This window comes from Coprococcus sp. AM100_B19A (assembly GCF_027662015.1).
GTDB classification, from domain to species: domain Bacteria; phylum Bacillota; class Clostridia; order Lachnospirales; family Lachnospiraceae; genus Allocoprococcus; species Allocoprococcus comes.
Window position 1 is genome coordinate 17,446 of record NZ_JAQDKN010000009.1, and the last position, 26,029, is coordinate 43,474.

Annotated in this window: 28 protein-coding genes; 7 read left to right on the forward strand and 21 right to left on the reverse strand. The window is 44.0% G+C overall.

Annotated elements, in window-relative coordinates; all coding sequences use genetic code 11:
- The first annotated feature begins 9 nt into the window (after positions 1-9).
- From PGQ33_RS10325 to PGQ33_RS10335, 3 genes are all read left to right on the forward strand, one after another.
- A complete protein-coding gene (locus PGQ33_RS10325; protein WP_270205689.1) occupies positions 10-873 on the forward strand; it encodes a pyridoxamine kinase in 864 nt (287 codons plus the stop codon).
- Between the two features lie 38 nt (positions 874-911).
- Complete coding sequence (locus PGQ33_RS10330) at positions 912-1,475, forward strand: TIGR04002 family protein (protein WP_055297516.1); 564 nt, start codon at positions 912-914, stop codon at positions 1,473-1,475.
- A gap of 77 nt (positions 1,476-1,552) precedes the next feature.
- Positions 1,553-2,152: a TIGR04100 family radical SAM protein gene (locus PGQ33_RS10335; protein WP_270205690.1), complete on the forward strand. Its 600-nt coding sequence runs from the start codon at positions 1,553-1,555 to the stop codon at positions 2,150-2,152.
- A 741-nt stretch (positions 2,153-2,893) separates the two neighbouring features.
- Here the strand turns inward: PGQ33_RS10335 and PGQ33_RS10340 are convergent.
- The 6 genes from PGQ33_RS10340 to PGQ33_RS10365 all read right to left on the reverse strand — a co-directional run bounded on the left by PGQ33_RS10340 (position 2,894) and on the right by PGQ33_RS10365 (position 8,257).
- Positions 2,894-3,403, reverse strand: coding sequence for a COG2426 family protein (locus PGQ33_RS10340; protein WP_022220948.1), 510 nt, complete (start codon positions 3,401-3,403; stop codon positions 2,894-2,896).
- Between the two features lie 101 nt (positions 3,404-3,504).
- On the reverse strand, positions 3,505-4,563 hold the full coding sequence (gene hisC, locus PGQ33_RS10345; protein ID WP_270205691.1) for a histidinol-phosphate transaminase: 1,059 nt from the start codon (positions 4,561-4,563) through the stop codon (positions 3,505-3,507).
- A gap of 40 nt (positions 4,564-4,603) precedes the next feature.
- Positions 4,604-5,797 carry a pyridoxal phosphate-dependent aminotransferase gene (locus PGQ33_RS10350; RefSeq protein WP_008369542.1) on the reverse strand — a complete coding sequence of 398 codons (1,194 nt, stop codon included), beginning with the start codon at positions 5,795-5,797 and terminating at the stop codon, positions 4,604-4,606.
- Complete coding sequence (locus tag PGQ33_RS10355; protein WP_044998728.1) at positions 5,787-6,725, reverse strand: DUF2156 domain-containing protein; 939 nt, start codon at positions 6,723-6,725, stop codon at positions 5,787-5,789. The genes PGQ33_RS10350 and PGQ33_RS10355 overlap by 11 nt, the downstream gene beginning before the upstream one ends.
- A gap of 439 nt (positions 6,726-7,164) precedes the next feature.
- The gene (locus PGQ33_RS10360) at positions 7,165-7,725 is read right to left on the reverse strand and encodes a tRNA (mnm(5)s(2)U34)-methyltransferase (protein WP_270205692.1); all 561 of its coding nucleotides are present in this window, start codon (positions 7,723-7,725) and stop codon (positions 7,165-7,167) included.
- A gap of 13 nt (positions 7,726-7,738) precedes the next feature.
- A complete protein-coding gene (locus PGQ33_RS10365) occupies positions 7,739-8,257 on the reverse strand; it encodes a hypothetical protein (protein ID WP_270205693.1) in 519 nt (172 codons plus the stop codon).
- Between the two features lie 178 nt (positions 8,258-8,435).
- Between PGQ33_RS10365 and PGQ33_RS10370 the strand changes: the two genes are divergently transcribed.
- A complete protein-coding gene (locus tag PGQ33_RS10370) occupies positions 8,436-9,311 on the forward strand; it encodes a YitT family protein (RefSeq protein ID WP_117824615.1) in 876 nt (291 codons plus the stop codon).
- On the opposite strand, the gene PGQ33_RS10375 is transcribed toward PGQ33_RS10370, so the two are convergent.
- The 7 genes from PGQ33_RS10375 to rho all read right to left on the reverse strand — a co-directional run bounded on the left by PGQ33_RS10375 (position 9,280) and on the right by rho (position 15,373).
- The gene (locus PGQ33_RS10375) at positions 9,280-10,173 is read right to left on the reverse strand and encodes a LysR family transcriptional regulator (RefSeq protein WP_270205694.1); all 894 of its coding nucleotides are present in this window, start codon (positions 10,171-10,173) and stop codon (positions 9,280-9,282) included. The two genes, PGQ33_RS10370 and PGQ33_RS10375, sit on opposite strands and share 32 nt — an antisense overlap.
- Before the next feature lie 89 nt (positions 10,174-10,262).
- On the reverse strand, positions 10,263-10,397 hold the full coding sequence (locus tag PGQ33_RS10380) for a hypothetical protein (RefSeq protein ID WP_270205695.1): 135 nt from the start codon (positions 10,395-10,397) through the stop codon (positions 10,263-10,265).
- Positions 10,398-10,768: 371 nt separating this feature from the next.
- Positions 10,769-11,845, reverse strand: a complete 1,077-nt coding sequence (gene prfA / locus PGQ33_RS10385) for a peptide chain release factor 1 (RefSeq protein WP_117824617.1) — start codon at positions 11,843-11,845, stop codon at positions 10,769-10,771.
- A gap of 14 nt (positions 11,846-11,859) precedes the next feature.
- Positions 11,860-12,717, reverse strand: coding sequence for a peptide chain release factor N(5)-glutamine methyltransferase (gene prmC, locus PGQ33_RS10390; RefSeq protein WP_117824618.1), 858 nt, complete (start codon positions 12,715-12,717; stop codon positions 11,860-11,862).
- A 5-nt stretch (positions 12,718-12,722) separates the two neighbouring features.
- Positions 12,723-13,658 carry a DUF1385 domain-containing protein gene (locus PGQ33_RS10395; protein WP_173685091.1) on the reverse strand — a complete coding sequence of 312 codons (936 nt, stop codon included), beginning with the start codon at positions 13,656-13,658 and terminating at the stop codon, positions 12,723-12,725.
- 80 nt (positions 13,659-13,738) lie between these two features.
- Positions 13,739-13,939, reverse strand: coding sequence for a 50S ribosomal protein L31 (rpmE, locus tag PGQ33_RS10400; protein WP_008369554.1), 201 nt, complete (start codon positions 13,937-13,939; stop codon positions 13,739-13,741).
- Between the two features lie 108 nt (positions 13,940-14,047).
- On the reverse strand, positions 14,048-15,373 hold the full coding sequence (gene rho / locus PGQ33_RS10405) for a transcription termination factor Rho (RefSeq protein ID WP_008369555.1): 1,326 nt from the start codon (positions 15,371-15,373) through the stop codon (positions 14,048-14,050).
- Positions 15,374-15,596: 223 nt separating this feature from the next.
- On the opposite strand from rho, the gene PGQ33_RS10410 reads away from it, so the two are divergent.
- The 3 genes from PGQ33_RS10410 to PGQ33_RS10420 are packed head-to-tail and all read left to right on the forward strand — an operon-like array spanning position 15,597 to position 18,276.
- Positions 15,597-16,745 (forward strand): NAD(P)-dependent malic enzyme, encoded by a 1,149-nt coding sequence (locus PGQ33_RS10410; protein WP_270205713.1) that lies wholly within the window; start codon positions 15,597-15,599, stop codon positions 16,743-16,745.
- Positions 16,746-16,749: 4 nt separating this feature from the next.
- Positions 16,750-17,751, forward strand: coding sequence for a TIGR01212 family radical SAM protein (locus PGQ33_RS10415; protein ID WP_270205696.1), 1,002 nt, complete (start codon positions 16,750-16,752; stop codon positions 17,749-17,751).
- Between the two features lie 12 nt (positions 17,752-17,763).
- On the forward strand, positions 17,764-18,276 hold the full coding sequence (locus PGQ33_RS10420; protein ID WP_117558920.1) for a DUF4364 family protein: 513 nt from the start codon (positions 17,764-17,766) through the stop codon (positions 18,274-18,276).
- 365 nt (positions 18,277-18,641) lie between these two features.
- Here the strand turns inward: PGQ33_RS10420 and PGQ33_RS10425 are convergent, their stop codons facing one another.
- The 8 genes from PGQ33_RS10425 to PGQ33_RS10460 all read right to left on the reverse strand — a co-directional run bounded on the left by PGQ33_RS10425 (position 18,642) and on the right by PGQ33_RS10460 (position 26,020).
- Positions 18,642-19,493, reverse strand: a complete 852-nt coding sequence (locus PGQ33_RS10425) for a sensor histidine kinase (RefSeq protein ID WP_117558922.1) — start codon at positions 19,491-19,493, stop codon at positions 18,642-18,644.
- Positions 19,486-20,208 carry a LytR/AlgR family response regulator transcription factor gene (locus PGQ33_RS10430; RefSeq protein WP_008369569.1) on the reverse strand — a complete coding sequence of 241 codons (723 nt, stop codon included), beginning with the start codon at positions 20,206-20,208 and terminating at the stop codon, positions 19,486-19,488. The genes PGQ33_RS10425 and PGQ33_RS10430 overlap by 8 nt, the downstream gene beginning before the upstream one ends.
- A gap of 33 nt (positions 20,209-20,241) precedes the next feature.
- Positions 20,242-21,168 carry an SPFH domain-containing protein gene (locus PGQ33_RS10435; protein WP_055156817.1) on the reverse strand — a complete coding sequence of 309 codons (927 nt, stop codon included), beginning with the start codon at positions 21,166-21,168 and terminating at the stop codon, positions 20,242-20,244.
- Between the two features lie 3 nt (positions 21,169-21,171).
- Positions 21,172-21,630 carry an NfeD family protein gene (locus tag PGQ33_RS10440; protein WP_117834468.1) on the reverse strand — a complete coding sequence of 153 codons (459 nt, stop codon included), beginning with the start codon at positions 21,628-21,630 and terminating at the stop codon, positions 21,172-21,174.
- Positions 21,631-21,726: 96 nt separating this feature from the next.
- Positions 21,727-23,046: a replication-associated recombination protein A gene (locus tag PGQ33_RS10445; RefSeq protein WP_117558926.1), complete on the reverse strand. Its 1,320-nt coding sequence runs from the start codon at positions 23,044-23,046 to the stop codon at positions 21,727-21,729.
- A 13-nt stretch (positions 23,047-23,059) separates the two neighbouring features.
- Positions 23,060-23,677, reverse strand: coding sequence for a polysaccharide deacetylase family protein (locus PGQ33_RS10450; protein WP_179961127.1), 618 nt, complete (start codon positions 23,675-23,677; stop codon positions 23,060-23,062).
- Between the two features lie 303 nt (positions 23,678-23,980).
- A complete protein-coding gene (locus PGQ33_RS10455) occupies positions 23,981-25,129 on the reverse strand; it encodes an iron-containing alcohol dehydrogenase (protein WP_055156811.1) in 1,149 nt (382 codons plus the stop codon).
- Positions 25,130-25,426: 297 nt separating this feature from the next.
- Positions 25,427-26,020, reverse strand: coding sequence for a flavin reductase family protein (locus PGQ33_RS10460; RefSeq protein ID WP_270205697.1), 594 nt, complete (start codon positions 26,018-26,020; stop codon positions 25,427-25,429).
- Positions 26,021-26,029: the final 9 nt, after the last annotated feature.

Here is a 26,029-nt window from a genome sequence, read left to right on the forward strand (position 1 = left end):
GATACTTCAATGATAAAACGAGTCGCTGTTATCAATGATCTGTCCGGTCTTGGTAAATGCTCTCTGACAGCTGCGATCCCGGTTCTTTCCGTCATGGGTGTGCAGGCCTGTCCTCTGCCAACGGCAGTTTTAACCAATCAGACCGGCTACGACAGCTATTACTGTACGGACTTTACCGACAAGATTGATCATTACACAGAAGAATGGCAAAAACGTGGTCTTACCCTGGATGCGATCAGTACCGGATATCTCGGCAGCGCAGATCAGGCGGAAAAAATCCTGAATTTCTGTGAGAAGTTCAGAACCCCTTCCACTCTGCTCTTTGTCGATCCGGTCATGGGAGATTCCGGTGTCAAATATGACATTTTCACTCCCAGACTCCAACAGCAGATGCAGAAGCTTGTATCCCATGCCGATGTGATCACGCCAAATCTTACCGAGCTGTGTCTTTTAACACACTCTGATTTTGCGGGGCTTACCAAGTATAAGGACGAACCGGATTATCTGGACCGGATTGCCCGGATTGCCGCTCCTTTGAAAGAAACGAAAAAAACGCAGATCCAGACGATCATCGTCACCGGTATTCTTTATCAGGCTCCTTCTGATGATACCGTAAAATATTACAATCTGGTTCTCGAGAACGACCAGATAAGCGTCATTTCCTCTGGAATTCACGGTGGAAGCTATTCTGGCACCGGTGACCTGCTCTCCGCTGTCGTATGTGCCTCGATGGTACAGGGAAAAAGTGCAGCTGCAGGCGTGGAAAAAGCATGCCGGTTTATCGAAAAATCTCTGATTGACACCGTTGCCGACCAAATTCCGCGCAACGATGGAATCAATTTTGAATCCCATCTTTCTATACTGCTTGACTGACATTTACAAAATAAATAAAACCCAGGGAGGTAACTATCATGTCATCTACAACCATTAACAATCCAGAACCATCTGCAAATGCACTTTCTCATCAGAAAGTCTCCAGACTGACTTCAACAGCTCTTTTTGCAGCACTGATCTGTGTGACAACTGCTTATATTTTCCATATTCCATTTGGTGTAAATGGCGGATATGTACACATCGGAGATTCTCTGATCTATCTTGCCGCTGCATTTCTCCCAACACCATATGCCATGTTTGCTGGTGCAATCGGTGGTGCCATGGCAGATATCCTGACTGCCCCGGTATATGCACCTGCAACCTTCATCATCAAGATGCTGATCTCCCTTCCGATCACATGTAAAAAGGACAAGATCGTGAATGTACACAACTGTGTCGGCGTTATTGTTGCCGCTGTAATTTCCTTTATTGGATATTATATCACAGATGTAATCTTGTTCGGGACCTGGGGTGCACTGATTCCTTCGATTGTAGGAACCCTTGCCCAGTCAGGCGGAAGTGCTGTGATCTTTATCATTCTTGGTTCCACTCTTGACAAAGCCGGTTTCAAGAGTACAATGAAAAACAAATTTGGAATTTAGCCAAATATTTAATTATACGCAAATGACAGGTGGTTCTTGAATATCCGCCTGACTTTCAAAGAGGAGATTTTATTATAATGTCAGATATTATTTACACATTTAAAAACAATGCATATTTTAACATCACCAACCTCTGCACTTGCAAATGTATTTTCTGCATCCGTAACGAGCATGAAGCCATCGGAGAGGCAACAGAACTTTGGCACGACCACAATCCTTCTTTCGAAGAGATCAAGGCGGCTATTGATGCTTTTGATTTTACAAATTATCCGGAAGCCGTCTTCTGCGGCTACGGGGAACCGACCTGTGCCTACGATAATCTGATTGCTGCTGCAAAATACATGAAAGAAAAACATCCTGAAGTTCTCCTTCGCGTCAATACCAACGGACTTGGCGAACTCTTCAATAAAAAGCCGATCGCAGAAGAAATGGCAAAATATATCGATGCCGTATCGATCAGCCTGAATGCGCCAACTGCAGAGCGTTACCAGGAAGTTACACAGCCTTGTTTTGAAAATGCGTTCCCAGATATGCTTGCATTTGCCGAGAAAGCGAAGAAACTGTTCTCATCTGTGCAGTTCAGTGTGGTAAGCATCATTTCACAGGAAGAAATCGATGCGTCCCAGAAACTCGCAGACGAGATGGGGATTCCGTTGAAAGTTCGAATTTATTCGTAAGTTCATTCTCTTTTCTACTATAATTAACAAAGGGACGGCTGCCATACTTTGCGCTGTGCTGGCAGAAGGGCCAAAAGAAACCGGACTAATTCCATTATGCAAACCATTCCGATGAGCCTCTTAAGGCGAAAATCGTGTTCAGCAAAGGCTTCCACGATTTTTGAGTCTCATCTCCATTGCATAATAAGTGAATTAATCCGGTTTCTTTTGGTCCTTCTGCCCTTCTAGTGTATTCCCGTCAGCCTGATTTTTGAATGCTTGTAGCAAAGCGAATGAACAGGAACTTATTCATTCCGATTGTTATTCTCCCTTTCAACTCTGGTTCGATGTTTAACGAAAATAATACATGTTTTCCAATAAATGCCCGATAGTCAAATGTTTTCAATTAAACAACAGACTCCTCATCCCTTCTCAAAGTTTTCTCCTGCTTCGTTCTGAATTGCTGTTATCTTACCAATATCACCACATTTTATTCGATAAAGTTCAAAGAGCGCCAGCCACAAAAGGAATCGTTCGGATTCTATTTTGCGCTATGGAGATGAGACTCAGGAAGCATGGAAGCCTTTACTGAACATGCTTCCCGTCCTAAGAGGCTCATCGGAATGGTTAGCGCAACTTGAATCCGAACGATTCCTTTTGTGGCTGGTGCTCACTCAACCTCTATCATTCGCCAAACAAAAATGACCATATACTTTCGTATACAGCCATTCTGTGTTCTCTCAAAGAGAAAGCTTTCACTTTTTATCCAAAGATTCCTCCGATCACAACGTAAGACAGGATATACATGATCACCGATGCCATGCATACGCCGACTACGATTGCTCCGAAAGCTTTTTTCCAGTCGATGCCAAGGAGGGATGCGACAAGAGCTCCGGTCCAGGCTCCGGTTCCCGGAAGCGGGATTCCTACAAAGAGTACCAGCCCCCAGAATTCATATCTGCTGATCCGATCACTTTTGCTCATCGCTTTTTTCTCCAGCTTTTCTACAAGCGGACGGAAAAGGCGCGTCTTGCGCAGCCATGCAAAAATCGGACGGATCAGAAGCAGGATAAACGGAATTGGGATCAGGTTCCCCACCAGACAGATTGGGATTGCACGCCAGGTCGGGATATTTAAAAACGCCGGACCTGCCGCAAGGATTCCTCCCCTGAGCTCCAGAATCGGAATCATTGAAATAATAAAGATAATCAGTTCTTTGGCAGCCTTGCCACCCAGATGGGTTACAAACCACTGTACTAAAGTTTCAGTCATACAAATCTCCTATTTTTTACTTATTAAATCGGTGTTCGACGTGTCAATAAGCATAAATTGCTTATTTGTGTAAGCACAAACGCAATTTATGTTTTTAACACTTACATCATATATTCACGGAGGAAGGCAAAGAGTGCTTCCATCTCTTCTCTCGTACCGATCGTCACACGCAGATATTGCTCAATCCGCTCGCTTCCCCAGAAACGCACATAGATTCCTTTTGCTTTCATTGCTTCAAAGAGTTCTTTTGCATCGTATTCCGGATGTGATACAAAGATGAAGTTTGCGCTTGGTTTTGGAAATACAAAGCCGAGCTTTTTGAATTCTTCTTCTGCCCAGTCTCTTGTCTCCACAATTTTACGTGTTGTCTCAGCAAAATATTCTTTATCTTTTACCGCTTCTGCTCCGTATACCAGAGAAGTTTTGTTCATAGTATAAGAATTGAACGAATATTTTGCATCGTTTAAATACTTGATCAGGAGCGGACTTGCGATTGCATATCCAATACGCATTCCAGCCATCGATCTTGCCTTTGAAAATGTCTGCGTAATGATCAGGTTGTCATATTTGTCCAGAAGCGAAAGTGCTGACTCTCCTGCGAAATCAATATATGCCTCATCCACAATCACAATAACATCCTGGTTGTGTCTGATGATATCTTCCACAAATTCCAGATCTTCATAGATGGATGTCGGTGCATTTGGATTCGGGAAAATCACACCACCATTTTCCGGATAATAATCTTCTTTTATGATATGGAAGTTTCCATCTACCTTCTTGCATTCGTATGGAATCCGGTAAAGATCCGCCCATACTTTGTAGAAGGAATATGTAATATCCGGAAAGAAAACCGGTTTTTCCGAGTTAAAGAAGGTAAGGAAACACATAGAGAGAACATCGTCAGATCCCACTCCCACAAAAACCTGATCTTTTCCAACATGATAAAAGTCCGCCAGTGCACTGACCAGTGTATCAGATGTCGGATCCGGATACAGCCTTAAACTGTCCACATGACCCTCCAGCTTTTTCATTGCCGCAAGAACTCCCGGTGCAGGTGGGTACGGATTCTCATTGGTATTCAGTTTGATCACTTTTTTCTGTGGCTGTTCACCCGGAACATAAGGTTCTACTCTTCGGATATTTTTCTCAAATTCTCTCATCTTGCTTTCTCACCTTTCTGTCACATCTTTTGCTTTTGTCTTATCCTAGCTGATATTCTTTTGCAAGCTCTTTGAATTTCGGCAGTGCATTTACGATTGTCTCATAAGCTACACAATATGCAATTCTGACATATCCTGCACATCCAAAAGAACTTCCCGGTACTAGAAGCAGATTATATTTTTTTGCTTCCTGGCAAAATGTCTTTTCATCCTTGATCGGAGTCTTCATGAACAGGTAAAATGCACCCTGCGGTTTGACACATTCAAATCCACATTCTATGAGTCCCTGGTAAAGAGTCTCCCTGTTTCTGTTATAGTATGAAATATCGGTTTTCTCATGCAGACATCTTGCAACTACCTTCTGCTGCAGGGTTGGCGCATTGACAAATCCAAGAATACGGTTTGCAACATTTGCTGCTGCAATGAGTGTCTCTGAATCTTTTACATCATCCGGAATCACCAGATATCCGATTCGCTCTCCCGGCAGGGAAAGAGATTTACTATAAGAATATCCTACGATCGTATTGGCATAATACCTGGTCAGATACGGTACATCCACACCATCATAAGCAAGTTCACGGTATGGCTCATCAGAGATAAGATAAATCTCTGTTCCGTATTCGTTCTGCTTCTTCTCCATGATCTCTGCCATCTTCCTGATCGTCTCTTCGGAATAGACAACACCGGTCGGATTATTCGGTGTATTAACGATCACTGCTTTTGTCTTCGGTGTGATCTTTGCCTCAAATTCATCCAGCTTTGGCTGAAAATCTACGGTATTCGGTGAGATTTCAACCAGAACACCGTCAAAATTATTGACATAACTTCTGTACTCTCCAAAGTACGGTGCAAATGTGATCACTTCATCTCCCGGATTTAACAGTGCTTTTAAAATAACATTCAGTCCGCCTGCTGCGCCAACTGTCATCGTAATATTTTTTGCTGCAAATGCAGTACCAAAACGCTCATTCAGAGATTCAGCTACAGCCTGGCGAACATCTTCATATCCCGCATTGCTGTTAGTATATCCATGAAGCACCAGTTCATCTTCTTCATCCAAAATATCAAGAATCGCCTGCTTTACGGCTTTCGGTGCCGGTACATTTGGATTACCGAGACTGAAATCAAATACATTTTCCGGTCCGTAAATTTTTGCAAGACGATTTCCCTCTTCAAACATGGCGCGAATCGCCGAGCTGTTTGCCACCATATTTTCCATCTTCTTAGATATCATCTTTTGCACACTCCTTTTCGCTGTCTTCTTTTAATGTCACAACACCTTTTTCTACCATAAATACCGGTTTGTAGGAAAGCTTGGCCTTTCTTAATCCTTCTTCTCCAACATCATCTTCCCGGTTGGTATATTTGTATTTTCCGGCAATTTCATGCTCTACGAACTGCTGGTTGATCATGGTATATGCACCTTCAATATCCGCATAAGCTTTTTCGATATGAACCACAAAGGTATCGTCATTTACCGCTTCTCCAATCGTAAATGCAACAATCTCATCACCAACTCTGAGCAGACCTCCGATCAGGTTCAGTTCTTTGTAAAGGCGCAGTGAATTGAGTGTTACACACATCTCGGAATTCTTCTCTTCATCATCTTCACAGCCATTCAGATTCCGCCATTTCAGTGCCATCTGAAAACACTCTTCCAGATTATCCTCTGTAATCGTTTCGTAACTCCAGTTATCTCCGTGAAGTGCTTTAAATTTATTGACGTGATTCCGCTTGCCGTGCAGCTTTTTGCCGGAAAGTGTTGCAAGTTTCTCACTTTCATAGACATAATCCGCCTCATCTCTGTGATAGGTGATGTCGAATTTGCCTGGAAACCATGTTTCAAGCTTGGCGAAATTCTCTTTTGTCACCCCATACAGACAGAATGGAACGCCTTTTTCTTTCTCCCACTTCATGATATCTTCAATCGCTGCTTTTACATCTTCATCTTCACCTGCCGGAAATGCATAGCCGTAACCTGCACTGTTGTCCCGGAACAGGAGAACGTTATTATATTGTGCAAATTCTACTTCGTAAAACCTTGCCCACAGATATACATTTGCAAAAGTACGGTCGCAGCTTCTGCTTGGGTACTTTTTGAAATAAAAATCAATAAGATCCCGGTCTGTCAGTTCTGGTCTTTTAAATTTTGCTTCTGCCATAAAAAATCCTTCCATATTCCGCTTTTTTGCGGTACTGTCTGTTAGTATACCACATTTTGAGTGGATTTTTGCGGTTTTCTTGTATTTTTTTGTGTTACTTGTAAAGTTAGTGGGCCAAGACTGCAAAATAGAACGTTCCAATTCCACTCGGCAAACCATTCCGATAAGCCTCTGAAAGCAAAAATTGTGTCAGCAATGGCTTCCACAATTTTTGAGTCTTATCTTCATTGCCTCGAATGGAATTGGAACGTTCTATTTTGCAGTCTTGGCAGATCTACTTTACTGGTTGTGACTGTTGCCTCAGTACGAAGTTTTTTGCCAAACAGGTAACCGCAAAAACGGCTTTATTTGTTCCGGTATGATTTTCTTCGACAGACATAAAAAGCGCAAAACGGCTTTGTTGATTCAGTTGATCCACTACTGTTTTCTGAAATAAAAACTATTTCAGTCTATAGATGAATACTGGGAGTGGGGGATCGTTTTTGCGGTTGTAGTAAGCGTTTACGATTACGAGCCATTTTTTGGAGTCTAATTCTTTGACATAATTCAAAATGGCTTCTTTTTCTTCGTAGCCGGTGTCGCCGCCGCTGTAGATGCAGAGGTTTATGATGCCACCTTTTTTGAGCAGGTTAAGGGCTGACTCGATGGCGGCGAGGCTTGTTGATGGATGGGTTGCGATTTTGCGGTCACTGCCGGGGAGGTAGCCGAAGTTGAAGGTGATGGCTTTGACTTCTTCTTTTACATAGGTCTGCATTTTCTCGTGACCATCGTGGATCAGCTTGGCTCTTGTCGACAGGTTCGCTCTTTCGAGGCGTTCTCTAGTGTGAGAAATCGCCATCTCTTGCACATCAAAAGCATAGACATTTCCGGTCTCTCCGACTTTCTGGCACAAAAACTCCGTGTCACCGCCGTTTCCGGCGGTGGCATCAATGCAGATATCCCCTTCTTCTATATACTCTTCTAAAATGTGATGGCAATATTCTGTGATCTGAAAATTCATTTTCTATCACTCCTTATCTGTCTTTTCCATAGAAATTGAGCATTTCCCGTACTTCTTTTTCGTTATCCAACGGGTTTCTGATGATCTTATACTCTTTCCCTTCCCATGGGATGGTGATCTTACTATTTTTCACTGTCATCTGATCGATGGCTGTCCGTGGCAGCTGTACGAGTTCATTGCCATTCTTGTCATAAAACGCCATGCCATTGTCCCAGTAAATGATGACACGCATCTTTTTCATTCCATAACTGCGCGTAACCAGGCACACCACTGCGATCACGATAAACCAGATACTGTAGGTCAGCCCTCCGGCAATTCCACTTCCTGCCGCACACAGAATACAGAAGATTGCAAATGGAAGCATCAGATATTTGACGGTCATCCCGCTGTAATACCCGGATACCAGACAGTGAAAACTTCCCTTCCATTCGTTTCCAAGCTTTGCAGCTTCCTGCTGTGTCTTCTTCTGGATTGCCTGGTTCACTGCCTGCATGATGGCATTCCGGACCAAACGCTGTACAATATGTCCCATCTTTTGTACCTCCTCATGTTCTCTCATTTATGTCAATTTTAGCATATTCTGATTTTTTTCAAGGACACAGTGTCAGTCACAATATAAGTTTTTCTTATATCGATATTCATATTATGTATTTCCCATTTACTCCCATTTCTCCTAAATTAAAGATATCGACTTATGGAGGTACTGTCCAATGAATCTTACTGAAAAAAGAAAAGAACAGATCGCTTCTGTTCTCATCATCTGTCTGGGAAATATTCTCAACGCTTTCTCTGCAAGAGTTTTTCTTCTACCCGCCGACCTTGTTGCCGGAGGCACAACCGGAATCGGACTGATCCTGCAACGCATAACCGGTATCCCGCTTTCCTCGCTGGTACTCGCTTTTAACATTATCATGCTGGTGCTTGCCTATATTTTTCTCGGGAAAAAATATACTTTTTCTGCAATTTTAAGTTCTTTTATGTATCCGATCGCACTGGAATTTTTCAATCAGATCCTTGGAGATTATGTTCTGACGGACAACCTGATCCTCTGCACACTTTTTGCAGGGATCGGAATCGGAATCTCTCTTGGGATGATCATTCGTACCGGCGCTTCTACCGGCGGCGTTGATGTTCCTCCGCTGATCCTGAATAAATATTTCCGTTTCCCGGTTTCAGTCGGTCTGTATATTATCGACTTCTTTGTCATCCTGGGACAGGCGCTTTATCAACCGGTTGACAAAGTACTCTATGCAATTTTGTATGTGATCATTTATACACTTGTCATGAATAAGCTGATCGTCAGCGGTACTTCAAGGATTGCCGTCCAAATCATCAGCAAACATTCGGATGAAATCCGCAATTTTGTACTCAGACAGATCGACCGTGGTGCAACCATCATTCCGGTTCAGGGTGGCTATCTGAACCAGCAGCTGAATATGGTGCTCACTGTCATATCTAACCGTGAGCTTGTCCAGCTTGAGAAAAATGTCCACCTGATCGATCCGGAAAGCTTTATCATCGTTTCTCAGGTACAGGAAGTCCAGGGACGTGGATTTAATCTGGACAAGCACTGGAAACCAGAGTAGTCAGATACCTCTGAAATTCCCGGATTTCCGGCTCTTTTTTCTTTGATTTCAGGCAGGCAAAATAAAGACTGTCCTGCCTGGCTGGAACCAGTGGCACCGCCGTAACCCCATAGTATTCTGCAAAGGACTGTGGTCCGATCGCGATCCCGCTTCCGCTTTTCACCATCTTCATCACTGTATCAATACTATCCGATCGGATGACCCTCTTCCATGTGATATTCTGTTCACCATATGTCTTTCTTAGGAGACGGTCTTCCACCGAATGCTCCAATCCTGTGAGCATGGTATATTCCCTGCAGTCCAGAATCGAAGCCTTTCCTTTTTTACTCAGCGGATGATCCGGTGCTGTCAGTACACACTGTTTCTCACGGATCAGCTCTTTCGCGAAACAGACGCATTTTTCCATGCCGATTTCATTTTCCGGCATCCGATCCAGTGCCATATCAAGGGAACCGTCCTTGATCGCTGCATATGCATCCAGCCCAGCCTCCGTATAAAATGTCACTTCGAGCTCCGGATGCTTCTCAAAATATCCTACAATCCTTGGAAACAGTCTGTTGGAATAGACTCTGGCACCAAGTCCGATTTTTAATTTTTTATGTTCTGTTCCCGAAATCACTTCTTCTTTAAAACGACTCCAGTCTTCCAGCATTTTTTGCGCTTTTTGGTAAAAAAGATTCCCTTTTTCGGTAAGCTCCAGTCCTTTTCTTGTCCTGCGAAATACGCAGTATCCCAATTCCTTTTCCAGATTCCGGATCTGCTGGGACAGAGCAGGCTGCGAAACAAAGAGATACTCTGCCGCGCGGGAAATGCTGTTGCATTTTGCGATTTCTACGATATAAGTTAATTGTTGTATGTTCATTCAACGCCTCTGTTTTATTTTTCGGTATATAAAAATCCCCCCATACGGGACATTTCTGTTTTCTTGACCTGTATGAGGGTATCCTATTACTATTTTTTAGCAGGAGTGCGTCCTGCAAGCCATCCTCTGACAGTTTCAATATTTACTTTTATAATTTCAGAAATATCCTCAACACTCATTTTCCTGTCAGCGAGAGAATATGCTACATCTTTCTTCTCGTCCATTCTTGCTTCATCATCCATAATAATTCGAAGAACATACTCACAGGCTTTCCTGTCTTTAAAAACATTCCGCGCAAGGATATCGCTCATCACAGTCAGATTTTTATCGTCTCTTTGTATCTTTCCTTATGCTTTAAGAGCGATTCATCTTTAGTCATCGGTAATTATCACCTCCTACTTTTCTGTACCCATCACTCCAAAATCATTTTACAAGAATCCACGAAAACAATCAATATACTTAGAGTATAAAATCTATACTGTGATTTTCTGAATCTTTGCTTTCTTTGTAAAGTGTCACTATAAACAAAAAGGAGTATGAAAGCCTCTCTCCCAGCTTTCATACTCCCTTTAATTTCTCTATCGATTTTACCAGCTTATACTGCCTCATTCATCGATGCCAGCTTTGCTGCCTGGTCTGCTGCGATCAGGCTGTCAATGATTTCATCCAGATCTCCGTTCATAATGCTGTCCAGCTTATGAAGCGTAAGCTTGATTCTGTGATCGGTCACACGTCCCTGTGGGAAGTTGTAAGTACGGATCTTCTCAGAACGGTCTCCGGTACCGATCTGGCTTCTTCTTGCCTCAGCCTCTGCAGACTGCTTCTTCTCCAGTTCCAGTTCATATAACTTGGAACGCAGAAGACGGAATGCCTTTTCCTTGTTCTGCAGCTGTGATTTTTCAGTCTGGCTGTAGATCACGATTCCTGTCGGATAATGAGTCAGTCGTACAGCAGAGTCTGTGGTATTGACACACTGACCACCGTTACCAGATGCACGCATAACATCGATACGAATATCTTTTTCATCGATCACAACGTCAACTTCTTCTGCTTCCGGCATCACTGCTACGGTAATGGTTGAAGTATGGATACGTCCGCCGCTTTCTGTCTCCGGCACACGCTGTACACGATGTACACCACTTTCATACTTCATACGGGAATATGCTCCCTGTCCTGTGATCATAAATACAACTTCCTTGAATCCGCCGATTCCGTTTTCATTGAGGGAGATCATCTCTGTCTTCCAGCGTCTGCTGTCTGCATAATGTACATACATACGGTAGATCTCAGCCGCAAAAAGGGCAGCTTCATCTCCACCTGCACCTGCACGGATCTCCACGATAACGTTCTTGTCATCGTTCGGGTCTTTTGGAAGAAGAAGGATCTTGAGCTCCTGTTCCAGCTCTTCGACTCTCTTCTTAGACTCACTGAGTTCTTCTTTTGCCAGCTCTTTCATCTCTTCATCGGATTCTTCCTCCAGAAGAGAAAGACTGTCTTCAATGTTCTGTTTACAATTTTTATATTCTTTATATGCCTCAACAATCGGGGTCAGATCATTCTGTTCTTTCATCAGCTTGCGGAAACGTGACTGGTCATTCACCACGTCCGGTTCCTGAAGCTCACCCATAATCTCCTCATAACGAATGAGCAGATCTTCTAATTTATCAAACATTTCTTTTCCTCCTGTTATTTGCTATGCCTATTGTACACGCCACATACCACACGGTCAAGACCTGCCAGATCCTTTTGCGTTGAAACCTGTTCAAATCCAGTCTCTTTCAGCAATTTTTCCACATCTGCACTCTGGTCATATCCAATCTCCATCACAAGCCAGCCGCCGTCTGTCAGATATTCCGGAACCTTTTCTGCCAGGATCCGGTAAAAATAAAGACCGTCCTCTTTTCCGTCCAATGCCTCATACGGGTCATGAAGACGTACCTCTGCTTCCAGCTCTTCGATCACTTTTGTCGGGATATAAGGTGGATTCGATGTGATCATGTCAAATGTTCCTGTAATATTTTCAAACATATCAGTCTGGATCCACTTACCGCTCACTCCCAGCTTTTTGGCATTTTTTTCAGCCACTTTCAGAGCTTCTTCTGAAATATCTGCACCTTCTATGACAATCTGCGGATTTCTCAGTTTCAGGCTGATTGGGATACAGCCTGAACCGGTACACATATCCAGCACTTTTACCGGATTTTCCTTTTTCATAAGAAGCAGTCTTTTTTCTGCTTCCTCTACAAGAATCTCAGTATCCTGTCTTGGCACAAGTACATGTTCATTGACTGCAAATTCATATCCCATAAATTCCTGAACCCCGGTCAGATGCTGCACCGGAATCCGGGTTTTTCTGCAGCTTACCAGCTCAAAGAACCGGTCTTCTTCATTTTTCGGCATTCTTTCAAAACCATCCACATAATATCTGGTCCTTGTCATGCCGGTCACATGCTCCAGCAGGATCCAGGAATCACTTTCCGGCTCCGGAATCCCCGCCGCTTTCAATTCACCTGTGGCTTTCTGATATGCTTCCTGATAGGTCACAGCTTTTACTCCTCTTCCTTATATCCGAAATTTTCTCTCAAATACGCTTTCCAGTCAAACACCGCTTCTACAGCCGCAATCCCGACCTCGATCATCTCATCGTCCGGTTCCTTTGTCGTAAGCCCCTGCAGCCAAAGTCCCGGCTTACTTAAGATACACACGACCGGATTCTCACTGCTTCCTGCCCATTTGATCAACTCATAAGAAATACCAGCAATCACCGGAAGAAGTGCAATTCTCACAATCACTCTCATCAGCGGAGATTCTACCCTTACAAAAAATAAGAGAACGATTCCCACGATCATGACAAACAGCATGAAGCTGGTTCCACATCTTTTGTGTTCTTTAGAGCTCTTTCTAACATTTTCAACAGTCAGTGGAAGTCCATGTTCAATACAGTTGATACACTTATGCTCCGCGCCATGATAGCGATACAAACGCTTAATATCGTTCATTACCGAAATTCCGCCCACATAGGCAACAAAAATCGCAATGCGGATGATTCCCTCAATGATAATCCGAACTGTATAGGAAGAAATCCATTTCTTCAGCAGATCTGACAAAAAATACGGAAGTACCATAAAAATACCGATTGCAAGTGCAAAAGATACAACCATCGTCAGCGTCATCAAAAGCTTTTCCGTACGCTCCTGCTTCTTTTCTTCGACTTCGGTCATCTCTTTTTCTTCCTCTTCCTCATAGAAGCTTGCTGACCAGGTCAAAGTCTTCATCCCCAGCACCAGAGAATCAACAAAATTAAAGATTCCTCTGACAAAAGGTAGCTTCGTAAGTGCCGTATATTTTCCAACTACACTTTTATATGTATCTGTTGTAACTTCTATCTCTCCGTCAGGCTTTCTCACCGCAACCGCATAACGTTCTTTATTCTTCATCATCACGCCTTCGATGACAGCCTGACCACCAATATTCGAAGATTTCATATTCTGTTATGTCCTTTTTAATTCATCGTATACACAAAATAGGCTGAGATTTCACAATCCCAGCCTGTTGAATTCTCTTATTACTGAATTCCGTATTTCTTGTTAAACTTGTCAACACGACCTCTGGCCTGAGTTGCTTTCTGCTGTCCTGTGTAGAACGGATGACATTTAGAGCAGATTTCTACGTGGATTTCTTTGCTTGTAGAACCTGTTACGAATGTATTCCCACAGTTGCAAGTTACAGTTGCCTGATAGTAATCTGGATGGATTCCTTCTTTCATGATTTTCACCTCTTCTTGTTTTATTCGTTTTACGCGCTTTCACGCGGCTAATATCTTTAAACAGCTATGTTAGCATAACATAGTTTTTTTCTAAATGCAAGTAATTTTCTAAATAAACTTTGTTTTTTTGACCATTTGGACAAATTCTACGTTATTTTTCGTGCGGTCAAACATATTCAGAATGCTGTCTACCGCTTCATCTGACTTCATTCCGTTTAATGCACGGCGCATAATATCCACTGCTTCCTGCTCCTCTTTCGTAAGAAGCAGATCCTCTCTTCTTGTTCCGGATTTCGGGATATCGATTGCAGGAAAGATTCTCTTTTCAGAAAGCTTCCGGTCAAGCACCAGTTCCATATTACCGGTTCCCTTAAATTCTTCGTAGATGACATCATCCATCTTACTTCCGGTATCTACAAGTGCGGTTGCGAGGATAGTAAGGCTTCCGCCCTCACGCATATTTCTCGCTGCACCAAAGAAACGTTTCGGCATATGAAGTGCTGCCGGATCAAGACCACCGGACAGGGTTCGTCCGCTCGGTGGAACAACCAGGTTGTATGCTCTTGCCAGACGGGTAATGCTGTCCAAAAGGATCACAACGTCCTTTTTGTGCTCAACCAGACGTTTTGCACGCTCGATCACCATCTCTGACACACGTTTATGATGCTCCGGAAGCTCATCAAAGGTCGAATAAATAACTTCCACATTATCCCCTTCAATGGCTTCTTTGATGTCGGTTACTTCTTCCGGACGTTCATCGATCAGAAGGATCAGAAGATGGATCTCCGGATTATTCTTCCTCATAGAAAGCGCCACCTGCTTCAACAGGGTTGTCTTACCTGCTTTCGGCGGTGATACGATCATGCCTCGCTGTCCCTTACCGATTGGAGAGATCAGATCCATAACACGCATTGCAGTGCTGCTCTTTCCCGCTTCCAGTCTGAGACGTTCATTTGGGAAAATCGGTGTCATATTTTCAAAGTTCATTCTGCGTCCTGCTTCTGCCGGAGACATTCCATTGATCTTGGTCAGATACAGAAGCGCACTGAATTTTTCAGACTGTGTCTTTACTCTTGTATTTCCTGTCAGGATATCCCCTGTCTTCAGGCTGAATCTGCGGATCTGCGATGGTGATACATATACATCTTCCTCGCCCGGCAGATAGTTCTGGGAACGGATAAATCCGTATCCATCCATGACTTCCAGAATTCCATTCACCGTACGTCCACTGTCGAGCTGTTCAATATCTGCGGTTCCGGCTTTTTCGGATTTTACTTCCTCCTTCGCCTCTTTTATTGAAACTTTGTCATCTTCTTCCAGCATAAGATCGATCAGATCTGCTTTTTTCATCGTTGAAATTCCGCGAAGTCCGCGCGTTTTTGCCACCTCTTTTAATGTAGAAAGAGGCAGGGACTCATATTTTTCTCTCGTCATATGTTCTATATTCCTCCTTTATTCCAATTACTTTTCTTATCCAAAAAAATATTAAACTTTTAACATTGGGAAATCTTGTCTGAACTGACTAATCTGCTTTTGATAAACCCAAGTATACAACATTTTGCACAAAATGGAAAGAAGTTTTTTGATTTGCTTTCATATCAGAAGAATGTTATCATAAAAGAGCAGCAAAACTGTAATCAAAGGAGGACGTATGAAAATGTCAGCAATTGAGCAAGCACTTGAAATGCATGAAAAATGGAATGGAAAAATTGAAACTACTGCAAAGTCACACGTAAACTCTCGTGAAGACCTCGCAATCGCATATACACCAGGCGTTGCCGAGCCATGCAAGGTCATTGCAAAGGACCCGGATGCAGCCTACAAATACACGATGAAAGCCAACACAATCGCTGTAGTATCCGACGGTAGTGCCGTTCTCGGACTTGGTAACATCGGAGCCAAAGCCGCCATGCCTGTTATGGAAGGAAAAGCAGTTCTTTTTAAAGAATTCGGCGGAGTCAACGCTGTTCCAATCTGCCTGGATACCCAGGATACAGAAGAAATTATTAAGACCGTTGTCAATATTGCACCTGCTTTCGGTGGAATCAACCTGGAAGATATCTCTGCCCCACGCTGTTTTGAGATTGAGAGCCGTTTAAAAGAACTTCTTGATATCCCTGTATTCCACGATGACCAGCACGGAACCGCCATCGTCGTTCTGGCAGGCATCATCAACGCCCTGAAAGTAACCGGCAAGAAAAAAGAAGACTGTAAGATCGTTGTGAATGGTGCCGGAAGTGCCGGAGTTGCAATCACAAAGCTTCTTCTCACCTACGGTTTCCCGAAGATCACCATGTGTGATATCAATGGAATCATCTCAGCTGATTCACCGAATCTGAACTGGATGCAGAAAGAGATGACCAAAGTGACCAATCTCGACCATGAGACCGGTACACTTGCTGATGCACTCAAGGATGCTGATATTTTCGTCGGTGTATCTGCCCCGAACATTGTTTCCCAGGAAATGGTTGCTTCTATGAATAAGGATGCGATCCTTTTCGCAATGGCAAACCCGGTACCGGAGATCATGCCGGATCTTGCAAAAGCTGCAGGCGCAAAAGTTGTCGGAACCGGACGTTCTGACTTCCCAAACCAGGTCAACAACGTTGTCGCTTTCCCTGGTATCTTTAAAGGTGCATTAGAGGGACGTGCACCACAGATCACCGAAGAGATGAAGCTTGCCACAGCAAAAGCAATCGCTGGACTTGTTCCGGATGAAGAGCTGAACGAGGACAATATTCTTCCGGAAGCTTTTGACCCTCGCGTATCACAGGTCGTAAGCGAAGCTGTCAAAGCTCTGATTTAATCTTATGAATACAAGAACCTATGATAGCAATCGCCCGCAGGAAATATCCTGCGGGCTTACTTACAAAAAAGGAACTCCTCAGCGCTGGGGAGAACGGCGCTACTATGCACTGGACTACTATCTGAAACAGAATTTCGGTGAAAAACTGTACAAGATTTCTTTAAACGGAGGCTGTTCCTGTCCGAACCGGGACGGAACCTGCGGCACACGCGGTTGTATCTTCTGTAGCGAAGGCGGATCCGGCGATTTTGCCGCTTCTTCTTCTCTTTCTGTTGCCGATCAGCTTGCCTATGGAAAAGGCCTTGTCCGCCCCAAATACAACGGACACAGCTATATCGCCTATTTTCAGGCATATACCAATACCTATGCACCAGCCTGTCATCTGCGCCGGATCTTTACCGAAGCGATTTCTGATCCAGAAGTACGCATTTTATCTATCGCAACGCGTCCGGATTGCCTTTCACCTGAAATCCTTACACTGCTTGCCGAACTAAATGCCATAAAACCGGTCTGGGTAGAGCTTGGACTTCAGACGATCCACGAACGCACTGCCAACTGGATGCGCCGTGGTTATCCACTTTCCGTCTTTGAGCAGGCGGTCTATTCCCTTCACGCGATTGGGGTACAGATCATCACCCACGTAATTTTATTTCTTCCGGGAGAATCTGAAGCAGATATGCTCGCAACCATCCATTATCTGAACGCTCTTCCGATTGACGGAATCAAGCTGCAGCTTCTCCACGTTCTGAAGCATACCGATCTGGCAGATTTTTACAGGCAGGAACCTTTTTATATTCCAGATATGAACTCTTATTTTCATCTGCTCGGAAAATGTATCGCTTCGCTCCGTCCGGATATTGTCATTCACCGTCTGACCGGTGACGGACCAAAATCTCTTCTTATCGCACCGCTCTGGACCGGCAATAAACGGTTAGTACTCAATCAGATGCAGCGCTATTTAAAAGAGCAGAATCTCTGGCAGGGAAAAGAATATACTACATTTTAAGGAGGCAGCCCTATGGCAGAAGCATTTACACTTTATAAACTCATCATTCTATACATGCTGGACAAAGTTGATTTTCCTCTGACCAACTCCCAGATTTCTGAATTTGTCCTGGACAAAGGATATACCGATTATTTCAAACTCCAGCAGGCTCTTTCTGAACTTGCGGACGGTGGTCTCATCCTGAAAGAATCCACTCACAACCGCACTCTTTTCCATCTGACGGAAGATGGGAAAGGGACGATTCATCTTTTCCAGGATAAAATCTCAAAGCCAATCCAGGACGATATTGACCACTTTTTACAGACAAAACAGTATGATCTGAAAAATGAAGTTTCCGTAAAAGCGGATTATATGAAAAATGCAGGAGAGGAATATTCCGTGCGCTGTCAGGTCTTTGAAAATCACGAACCCCTGATCGATCTGACCCTTTCTGTACCGACTGAAAAAGAAGCGGCGGCAATTGCACTCAACTGGCAGAAAAAAAATCAAGTCGTCTATGCGTGGCTGATGTCTCAGTTATTGTGATGGATGTGAATGATACGGTTCGCAAATTAAGGCTGTGATTGGACAATGATACACTTGAATCTCACGACATGAAAACTCTACGTTGTTCTTTGGGCAGATCTCAGCTGCGTTCTTGAAAGCTTGCAAGCCTCATGCCTGCTCCAAAAGAGCTGAATCCCGGGCGCGGACAGAAAACAAATGGATAAGGATTCCATGTTTGTGCTATGGAGATGAGACACAAAAATTGTGGAAGCCCTTGCTGACACAATTTTCGCCTTAAGTGGCTCATCGGAATGGTCAGCACAAAGGAATCTGCTCTATTTGTTTTCTGTCCGCGTCCGACCACAACCTACAAAAAAAGCAGACCGTCCCATATTCCGATCTGCCTAAATAACCACCACAAAACTGATGAATTTCCTTTCTTCTATTTCCTCCATTCCCACCGTAATTTCTCCGTGGTAACGGTTCACAAGCATCTTTGCATTATAAAGTCCCAGTCCATGCTTTTTTCCATCTTCTTTCGTAGAAAATCCTTTTTCAAAGAAATGACTGATCTCGCCAAGTCCTATATTTTCGACCTGATTCTTTATCGTGAAGATAAGCTTATCATTCTGGGAATCAATTTCGATCAGTACCTGATTTTTTTCTTCGGTACAGGCTTCGTATGCATTGTCGATCAGGGTTCCAACAATCTCGATCAGGTGGTGTTCGGAAATGCCGGAAACGATTTCTTTGTTCCACACGCGGATATCGGTCCGGACATATTCCGGCGCACGGACAATTTTACTGTAGATAAATCCTGCCAGGATTTTATCGCTGATCTTCAGAAGGGGGAGATACTTCCTGCTGTCATCTTCTCTGGCAATTTCCGTAATATATTCAGACTGCTTTGCTACCAGTTCTTCATAATTGTCGATGGTCAGATGCATATTCAGGATTGCATTCAGATGATTGTCAAATTCATGCTGTTTGGCACGGATTTCTTTGACCAGTTCTTCCAGCGGAATCAGATAGTTCTGATAAAGCCGCAGTTCATTTTCCTTCTGGCGTATCAGTACATAATTACTTCGCCAGTCCACAATTCCCCAGATCACAACGATCACCATCAGAACAAACATGATAAACACCCGGTAATCGAAGGTACCGCTGATCAGAAAATCCACGATCAGATAGACTGATACCATAAGTGCCATTACGCAGAAAATACGATATAAAAATTTGCGTACCCAATCAGCCATTTAACAGTCCTCCGATCACCGATTTGTAAGTCACACCGATTTCTACCGTATCCGGACAATTTTTAATCCGGATGATCCGGTTGACGGTATCGTAATATTCAACTTCATTTTTATTGACCGCATACATCCGATGGCACTGCGCAAACATCCCTTTTGGCATCTTAAGCAGCATCTGTCTGAGAGTCACATAAGGGACATCCCAGTTTTCCGTCACAAGATGCAGTCTTGTTCCTCTCGGTATCGCTTCCAGATAACGGATATCCTCGCATTTCAGCTGATAATTGATCCCGTCTTTTTTCACAACGATCACCGGTGGTTTCTCCCTGCTCTCTTTTTCCAGCACCTTCTGAACAACCTCTTCCACCTGCTCCCTGCGAAATGGCTTCATAATGTACTGGTAACAGTGCAGCTCCCGGTAAGCCTGCATTTCCATATTGCCAATGGCAGTCACCATCACGATTGGGGTAAAAGTATATTCAAACCTCTCCCGTATCTCTCTTGCGAACAAAATCCCACCGATATCCTCCCGGTCCTCGCCGCTTAGATTTACATCCAAAAGGAAAAGACCATACCGGATTTCCTGATCCAGCAGGTCTTTTGCTTCTTTCAGGGAAGATGCCTTGTGGACACGGATATCATCTGAATATGTGGTAAGAATCTCTGACAATGCCTGCAGCGAAGTCAGTTCATCTTCCAGGATCAATACATCCGTCATCTATTTGTCACCTTTCCTCTCTCTTTTTTTAATCTAATCTTCCTTAATCACTTCTTTAGCGCTCTTTACAAGCCCCGCAAGTGACTGCAGTTCTGACGGAATGATGATTTTCGTTGCCTTGCCGTCTGCAGCCTTTTCAAATGCCTCCAGACTCTTGATCGTAAGCACTGCCTGGTCTGCACCCGCTTCACGGATGAAACGGATACCGTCTGCATTTGCCTGCTGTACTTTAAGGATGGCTTCCGCTTCACCTTCAGCCTCTTTGATCCTCTTTTCTTTTTCTGCTTCTGCCTGGAGGATCGCTGCCTGTTTTTCAGCTTCCGCTTTCAGGATCACAGATTCTTTTTCACCTTCTGCAACAAGGACAGTAGATTTCTTTTCACCTTCTGCACGGAGAATAGCTTCACGTCTTTCACGTTCTGCTTTCATCTGTTTCTCCATTGCATCCTGGATTGCTGCCGGAGGAATGATATTTTTCAGTTCCACACGATTAACTTTGATTCCCCATGGATCCGTTGCCACATCCAGAGATGCGCGCATCTTCGTATTGATCGTCTCTCTTGATGTCAGTGTCTGGTCAAGTTCCAGATCACCGATAATGTTACGAAGGGTGGTCGCTGTCAGATTCTCGATTGCCATGATCGGGTTCGCTACTCCATAGCAGAACATCTTCGGATCTGTAATCTGGTAGAATACAACGGTATCGATCCGCATGGTTACGTTATCCTTTGTGATAACCGGCTGCGGTGCAAAATCAACTACCTGCTCTTTTAAGTCTACTCTTCTTGCCACACGTTCAATGATCGGCAGTTTAAAATGAAGTCCTACACTCCATGTTGCCTGATATGCACCAAGACGTTCGATAACCAGTGCCTTTGCCTGCGGCACGATCTTAATGCAGGAAGTCAGAAGCAGTAATGCGATCACAATAATAATTACTAAAATAATAAGTCCCGTCATCTTTTAGTCCTCCTCATATTTTTTTACAATTAACTTTACTCCGGATATATTAACCACCTTCGCCAGTGTTCCGGGGTCCAGGATCACGTCATCCTGTTCGGATCTTACCGTCCACTCTGTACCATTTACCACCGCCATACCAGTCTGCCCGATGTTATCTACTTTCTGGCTGATCCGGATCGTCTTTCCGATGATTCCTTCATAGTTCGTCTTCAGACGGCGGGTGTTGATAAAACGCATTGCAAATGGTCTTGTAAATACAAGCAGTAAAATTGTCACAATAAAAAATGCAACCACCTGTCCGGCAAACGGTACATCCAGAATATTCAGGATCAGTGCTGCCAGCGCACCTCCTGCTCCCCAGATCGTTGTAAGTCCCACCGTTATGATCTCGATCACCAGAAGTACTACCAGAAGAACCAGCCATGCAACAGTTATATAGCTGTCCTGAACTGCTCCCATATTCTTCACTCCTTTCTGCTTACAGATATGGTAGCAGAGTGTCTGTGTCAAATCAATCCCTTCTGCGTGAATGCAGTGATTTCCTGTGCGAATAGGTTACGCTTCATCCTTAATCCGCTTCATATGCGCTTTGATCGTTTGTTCGTAGCCGTTATCGCTCGCTTCATAGAATACGGCATCTTTGATCTCATCCGGCAGATACTGCTGTTTTACATAATGATTCGGATAATCATGTGCGTATTTGTAACCAATTCCATGCCCCAGCTTTGCAGAACCTTTATAATGTGCATCCTGCAAATGCACTGGAACAGTCGTTTTATATTTTTTCACATTGTCCATCGCAGCAAAGACAGCATTACATGCTGAATTACTCTTCGGTGCTGTTGCCACATAAAGAACTGCCTGTGATAAAATGATCTGTGCCTCCGGCATTCCGATCCGCTCCACTGCCTGTGCTGCACTGACTGCAACATTCAGTGCCATCGGATCCGCATTTCCCACATCTTCCGATGCACAGATCATGATCCTGCGGGCAATAAACTTAATGTCCTCTCCGGCATACAGCATCTTTGCCAGATAGTATACTGCTGCATCCGGATCGGAACCGCGCATACTTTTAATAAATGCGGATATGGTATCATAATGATTATCTCCTGTCTTATCATATCGCACAACCCGCTTCTGTATACATTCAGATGCAACATCCAACGTGATATGGATCATTCCATCCTCACTTCTTGGGGTGGTGAGAACACCCAATTCCACCGCATTAAGCGCAGATCTGGCATCTCCGCCGGCAAGGTCTGCCAGGAAATGCAGGGCGTTCTCCTCGATCACCGCATGATAACTTCCCATTCCTTTTTTCTCATCCTGCACCGCTCTCAGAATCAGGGTCTCTACTTCTTCCTGTGAAAGCGGACGGAGTTCAAATACACTGGATCTGGAAAGAAGCGCACCATTCACCTCAAAGTAAGGATTTTCTGTTGTCGCACCGATCAGAATGATTGTGCCGTCCTCCACAAACGGGAGCAGATAATCCTGCTGTCCTTTATTAAACCGGTGAATCTCATCGATGAAAAGGATTGTCCTTTTCTGGTACATCCCTTTCAGTTCTTTCGCCTTATTCACCACTTCTTCCATATCCTTCTTCCCGGCAACCGTAGCATTAATCTGGGTAAATTCTGCACTTGTAGTATTGGCGATCACCTTTGCAAGCGTAGTCTTTCCGGTTCCCGGAGGTCCGTAAAAAATAACAGAACTCAGTTTATCCGCCTTGATCGCACGGTATAAAAGCTTGTCCTTTCCGATAATGTGCTGCTGTCCAACCACTTCATCCAGAGTCGTCGGACGCAGTCTGGAGGCAAGGGGCGATTCTTTCTCCTTTGTCGTCTCCCGCATATAATCAAATAAATCCATCAAAACCTCTCCTTTAATCCAGCAGCAATTCATCGACTGTCACAAATTCATATCCCTTCGCCTGCATGATATCGATAATGCGAAGTGCCGCCTTTACTGAAGACAGATAACAGTCATGTAATAAAATAATATCATTTTCCTCCGTTTCCGTCACTACTTTATTGACAATTTCTGTCTCATTATCCGTATTCCAGTCAAGCGGATCCACATTCCATAGCACCGCAATCATGCCGGTATTCTCTTCCATCTCCTTCTTCCAGGCTCCATAGGGCGGTCGCATATATTCCGTCTTTTTTCCGGTAATTTCTTCAATCGCGGTATTGGTCTTTTCGAGTTCGCACTCTGTCATTTCCTGAGACATTTTTGTGAGATCTACATGACTGTAAGTATGATTTCCAATAATATGCCCTTCTTCAGCCTCTCTGCTCACAACTTTCGGATATTTTACTACATTTTCCCCGATCACAAAAAAAGTAACCTTCACATTCCGCCCGGCAAGCCCGTCAAGGAGCACTGGCGTACTGGAAGGATGTGGGCCATCATCAAATGTGAGGGCGATCTTGGGCTTTTCCTGATACTGCTCGTTTGTTCCACCTGCCTCATAGGATGCTTCTACCGTTTCATCATTCATTCTTATCAGTTTGATCTTTCCGTTATCAATCACTCCCCAGGTAAACAGAAGCCATGTAAAGCATAAAAAACTGATTGTTCCATAAAGCAGTCGGTACCACATACGGATATCCCTCTTTTCCCATTCTCTTTTTACTATATGCGGGAGATTCTTTACCTATGTACTCGCATTTATTCTTTCTTTCCTCCGGTACTCTTGCATTAAAAAAATCTATACAGAACACCAATCTCTTCCTGTTTTCTATACTCAGATCAAAAAAGGGGATATCAACCAGCTTCTGCTGACTCATATCCCCTGAATGATCTACATTGCTTTTTTATAAAGTTCAATGATATCCCTGATCGTAGACTGTCTCGGATTTGCCATGATATTTCCGCTCTTCATGGCATCAGCAGCCATCAGTTCAATCTTATCTTCCGTTACACCAACATCGGCAAGATGCTGCGGAATACCAAGATCACGAAGCAGATCTCTCGCTTCATCTACCAACATTTCCGGAACAAAATCGATCACCGGGTCTTTTTCTTTGCTGATATAATTGTAGATCTTCTCATAACGTCCATGATCTGCAAGTGCATTATATTCCACAATCGTTGGAAGAAGAATCGCATTTGCCACACCGTGTGCCACATGGAAATAGGCGCTTACCGGATGGCTCATAGCATGGATATTTCCAAGTCTTGCCCATGCAAATGCGATACCTGCGAACATGCTTCCGGAGAGCATGGCTGCCGCCGCCTCTTCGTCCTGACGGTTTGCTACGAATCTGCGCAGATTTGCACCGATCAGTTCCATTGCCTTTTCTGCCATTGCATCAGAAAATGGAGATGCATCTCTTGAAGTGTAAGCCTCCCATGCATGGATCAGTGCATCTACGCCACATGCTGCGGCTACCGATGCCGGAGAAGTCATAACAAGCTCCGGATCCAGAAGTGCATAGCTTGGGATCAGCTCATAGCTGAACACAGTCAGCTTATAATTTCTTGCTTCATCGGTAATAACAGAAAATGCCGTCACTTCACTTCCTGTACCTGCAGTTGTCGGGATCGCAATGATCGGAACGATCGGTCCCGGTACCTTGTGTGCACCTTCATAATCTCCGATCTCTCCGCCGTATTTTGCAAGAACACCAACTGCCTTTGCCACATCCATCGGACTTCCGCCACCGAAAGCTACAATACTGGTTGCTCCTGCTTTTTTGTATGCTTCTGTTGCTTTATCTACCGTTGCAACAGATGGATTTGCTTCTACATCAGTAAATACTTCCACTTCGATACCGGAAGCCTTCACGATCTCTTCGACTTTCTCGACCATTCCGATCTTCTTCAAAACCGGTCCGGAGATCAGAAGCATCTTCTTGGAACCACTTTTTTCAAGAAGCTCCGGAAGTCTTTTTAAACTGCCTTTTCCAAAAATAATATCCTGTGGTACATTGAATGTAAAATCTTTCATCATCTACTACTCCTTTTAAATAAGAATGTGCCTCGGCACATTCTCGCGCCGAGCGCGTTGCTGAGTGCCAGTGGCGCTCGTTAAGCAACGACCGAAGCGGAGCGTAGACCGCTTGCGACATTCTTCATCTTCGTGCGAGTGCGCCTCTCCGGCACGCAGTGCCTTTTTTTCATAGGAAGTTCCTTCGGAATTTCCTATAAAAAAAGACGAGACCGCACCTTAGCAGTCTCGCCCTTGAGTTTCTACTTACACAGCATATACCCTCTGTCATTTTCTTGTCAAGAGGATTTTCTGTTTTTATTTCTTCTTTTTCTTTCCATTCTTCTTTGTCGGCTTTTTCACGCTATAGCCAAATGTTCCGAGCAACTTACCCAGACTATAATACTGTCCGTGCACATATACGATCGGATCGGTCTTTTCCAATGCAAATCGCCCTTTCTGATCCATATAGGCATCATCTACATGAACCGCTTTTACCTCGGCAAGGAAAATATGATGCGACCCCGGCGTTTCTTTTTTGACCACCTTACACTCGATGTTGACCGGACTCTCCGCAATCAGTGGCGCACTCACATATTCTGCCTTTTCCGGTGTCAGATGCAGCTCTTTGAATTTGTCCATATCTTTTCCCGAACGCACACCGCAATAATCCGTTGCATACGCAAGTTTTTCCGTCGTCAGATTGATTACAAATTCTCCGGTCTCATCGATCATGTGATAAGAATACCGCTCTGGTCTCACGGAAATCGAAACCATCGGCGGGTTTGTGCAGACCGTTCCCGCCCACGCCACGGTAATGATATTCGGATTGCCTTCTTTATCTGCCACACTGACCATAACTGCAGGCAGTGGATACAGCATATTTCCCGGCTTCCAGATCTGTTTTGCCATAAGTCATCT

Bases quoted from the DNA above. Each gene is read 5' to 3' on its own strand.
- PGQ33_RS10325 (WP_270205689.1), top strand. From the start codon at position 10: ATGATAAAACGAGTCGCTGTTATCAATGATCTGTCCGGTCTTGGTAAA.
- PGQ33_RS10330 (WP_055297516.1), top strand. From the start codon at position 912: ATGTCATCTACAACCATTAACAATCCAGAACCATCTGCAAATGCACTT.
- PGQ33_RS10335 (WP_270205690.1), top strand. From the start codon at position 1,553: ATGTCAGATATTATTTACACATTTAAAAACAATGCATATTTTAACATC.
- PGQ33_RS10340 (WP_022220948.1), bottom strand. From the start codon at position 3,403: ATGACTGAAACTTTAGTACAGTGGTTTGTAACCCATCTGGGTGGCAAG.
- hisC (WP_270205691.1), bottom strand. From the start codon at position 4,563: ATGAGAGAATTTGAGAAAAATATCCGAAGAGTAGAACCTTATGTTCCG.
- PGQ33_RS10350 (WP_008369542.1), bottom strand. From the start codon at position 5,797: ATGATATCTAAGAAGATGGAAAATATGGTGGCAAACAGCTCGGCGATT.
- PGQ33_RS10355 (WP_044998728.1), bottom strand. From the start codon at position 6,725: ATGGCAGAAGCAAAATTTAAAAGACCAGAACTGACAGACCGGGATCTT.
- PGQ33_RS10360 (WP_270205692.1), bottom strand. From the start codon at position 7,725: ATGAATTTTCAGATCACAGAATATTGCCATCACATTTTAGAAGAGTAT.
- PGQ33_RS10365 (WP_270205693.1), bottom strand. From the start codon at position 8,257: ATGGGACATATTGTACAGCGTTTGGTCCGGAATGCCATCATGCAGGCA.
- PGQ33_RS10370 (WP_117824615.1), top strand. From the start codon at position 8,436: ATGAATCTTACTGAAAAAAGAAAAGAACAGATCGCTTCTGTTCTCATC.
- PGQ33_RS10375 (WP_270205694.1), bottom strand. From the start codon at position 10,173: ATGAACATACAACAATTAACTTATATCGTAGAAATCGCAAAATGCAAC.
- PGQ33_RS10380 (WP_270205695.1), bottom strand. From the start codon at position 10,397: ATGGACGAGAAGAAAGATGTAGCATATTCTCTCGCTGACAGGAAAATG.
- prfA (WP_117824617.1), bottom strand. From the start codon at position 11,845: ATGTTTGATAAATTAGAAGATCTGCTCATTCGTTATGAGGAGATTATG.
- PGQ33_RS10395 (WP_173685091.1), bottom strand. From the start codon at position 13,658: ATGAAATCTTCGAATATTGGTGGTCAGGCTGTCATCGAAGGCGTGATG.
- rpmE (WP_008369554.1), bottom strand. From the start codon at position 13,939: ATGAAAGAAGGAATCCATCCAGATTACTATCAGGCAACTGTAACTTGC.
- rho (WP_008369555.1), bottom strand. From the start codon at position 15,373: ATGACGAGAGAAAAATATGAGTCCCTGCCTCTTTCTACATTAAAAGAG.
- PGQ33_RS10410 (WP_270205713.1), top strand. From the start codon at position 15,597: ATGTCAGCAATTGAGCAAGCACTTGAAATGCATGAAAAATGGAATGGA.
- PGQ33_RS10415 (WP_270205696.1), top strand. From the start codon at position 16,750: ATGAATACAAGAACCTATGATAGCAATCGCCCGCAGGAAATATCCTGC.
- PGQ33_RS10420 (WP_117558920.1), top strand. From the start codon at position 17,764: ATGGCAGAAGCATTTACACTTTATAAACTCATCATTCTATACATGCTG.
- PGQ33_RS10425 (WP_117558922.1), bottom strand. From the start codon at position 19,493: ATGGCTGATTGGGTACGCAAATTTTTATATCGTATTTTCTGCGTAATG.
- PGQ33_RS10430 (WP_008369569.1), bottom strand. From the start codon at position 20,208: ATGACGGATGTATTGATCCTGGAAGATGAACTGACTTCGCTGCAGGCA.
- PGQ33_RS10435 (WP_055156817.1), bottom strand. From the start codon at position 21,168: ATGACGGGACTTATTATTTTAGTAATTATTATTGTGATCGCATTACTG.
- PGQ33_RS10440 (WP_117834468.1), bottom strand. From the start codon at position 21,630: ATGGGAGCAGTTCAGGACAGCTATATAACTGTTGCATGGCTGGTTCTT.
- PGQ33_RS10445 (WP_117558926.1), bottom strand. From the start codon at position 23,046: ATGGATTTATTTGATTATATGCGGGAGACGACAAAGGAGAAAGAATCG.
- PGQ33_RS10450 (WP_179961127.1), bottom strand. From the start codon at position 23,677: ATGAATGATGAAACGGTAGAAGCATCCTATGAGGCAGGTGGAACAAAC.
- PGQ33_RS10455 (WP_055156811.1), bottom strand. From the start codon at position 25,129: ATGAAAGATTTTACATTCAATGTACCACAGGATATTATTTTTGGAAAA.
- PGQ33_RS10460 (WP_270205697.1), bottom strand. From the start codon at position 26,020: ATGGCAAAACAGATCTGGAAGCCGGGAAATATGCTGTATCCACTGCCT.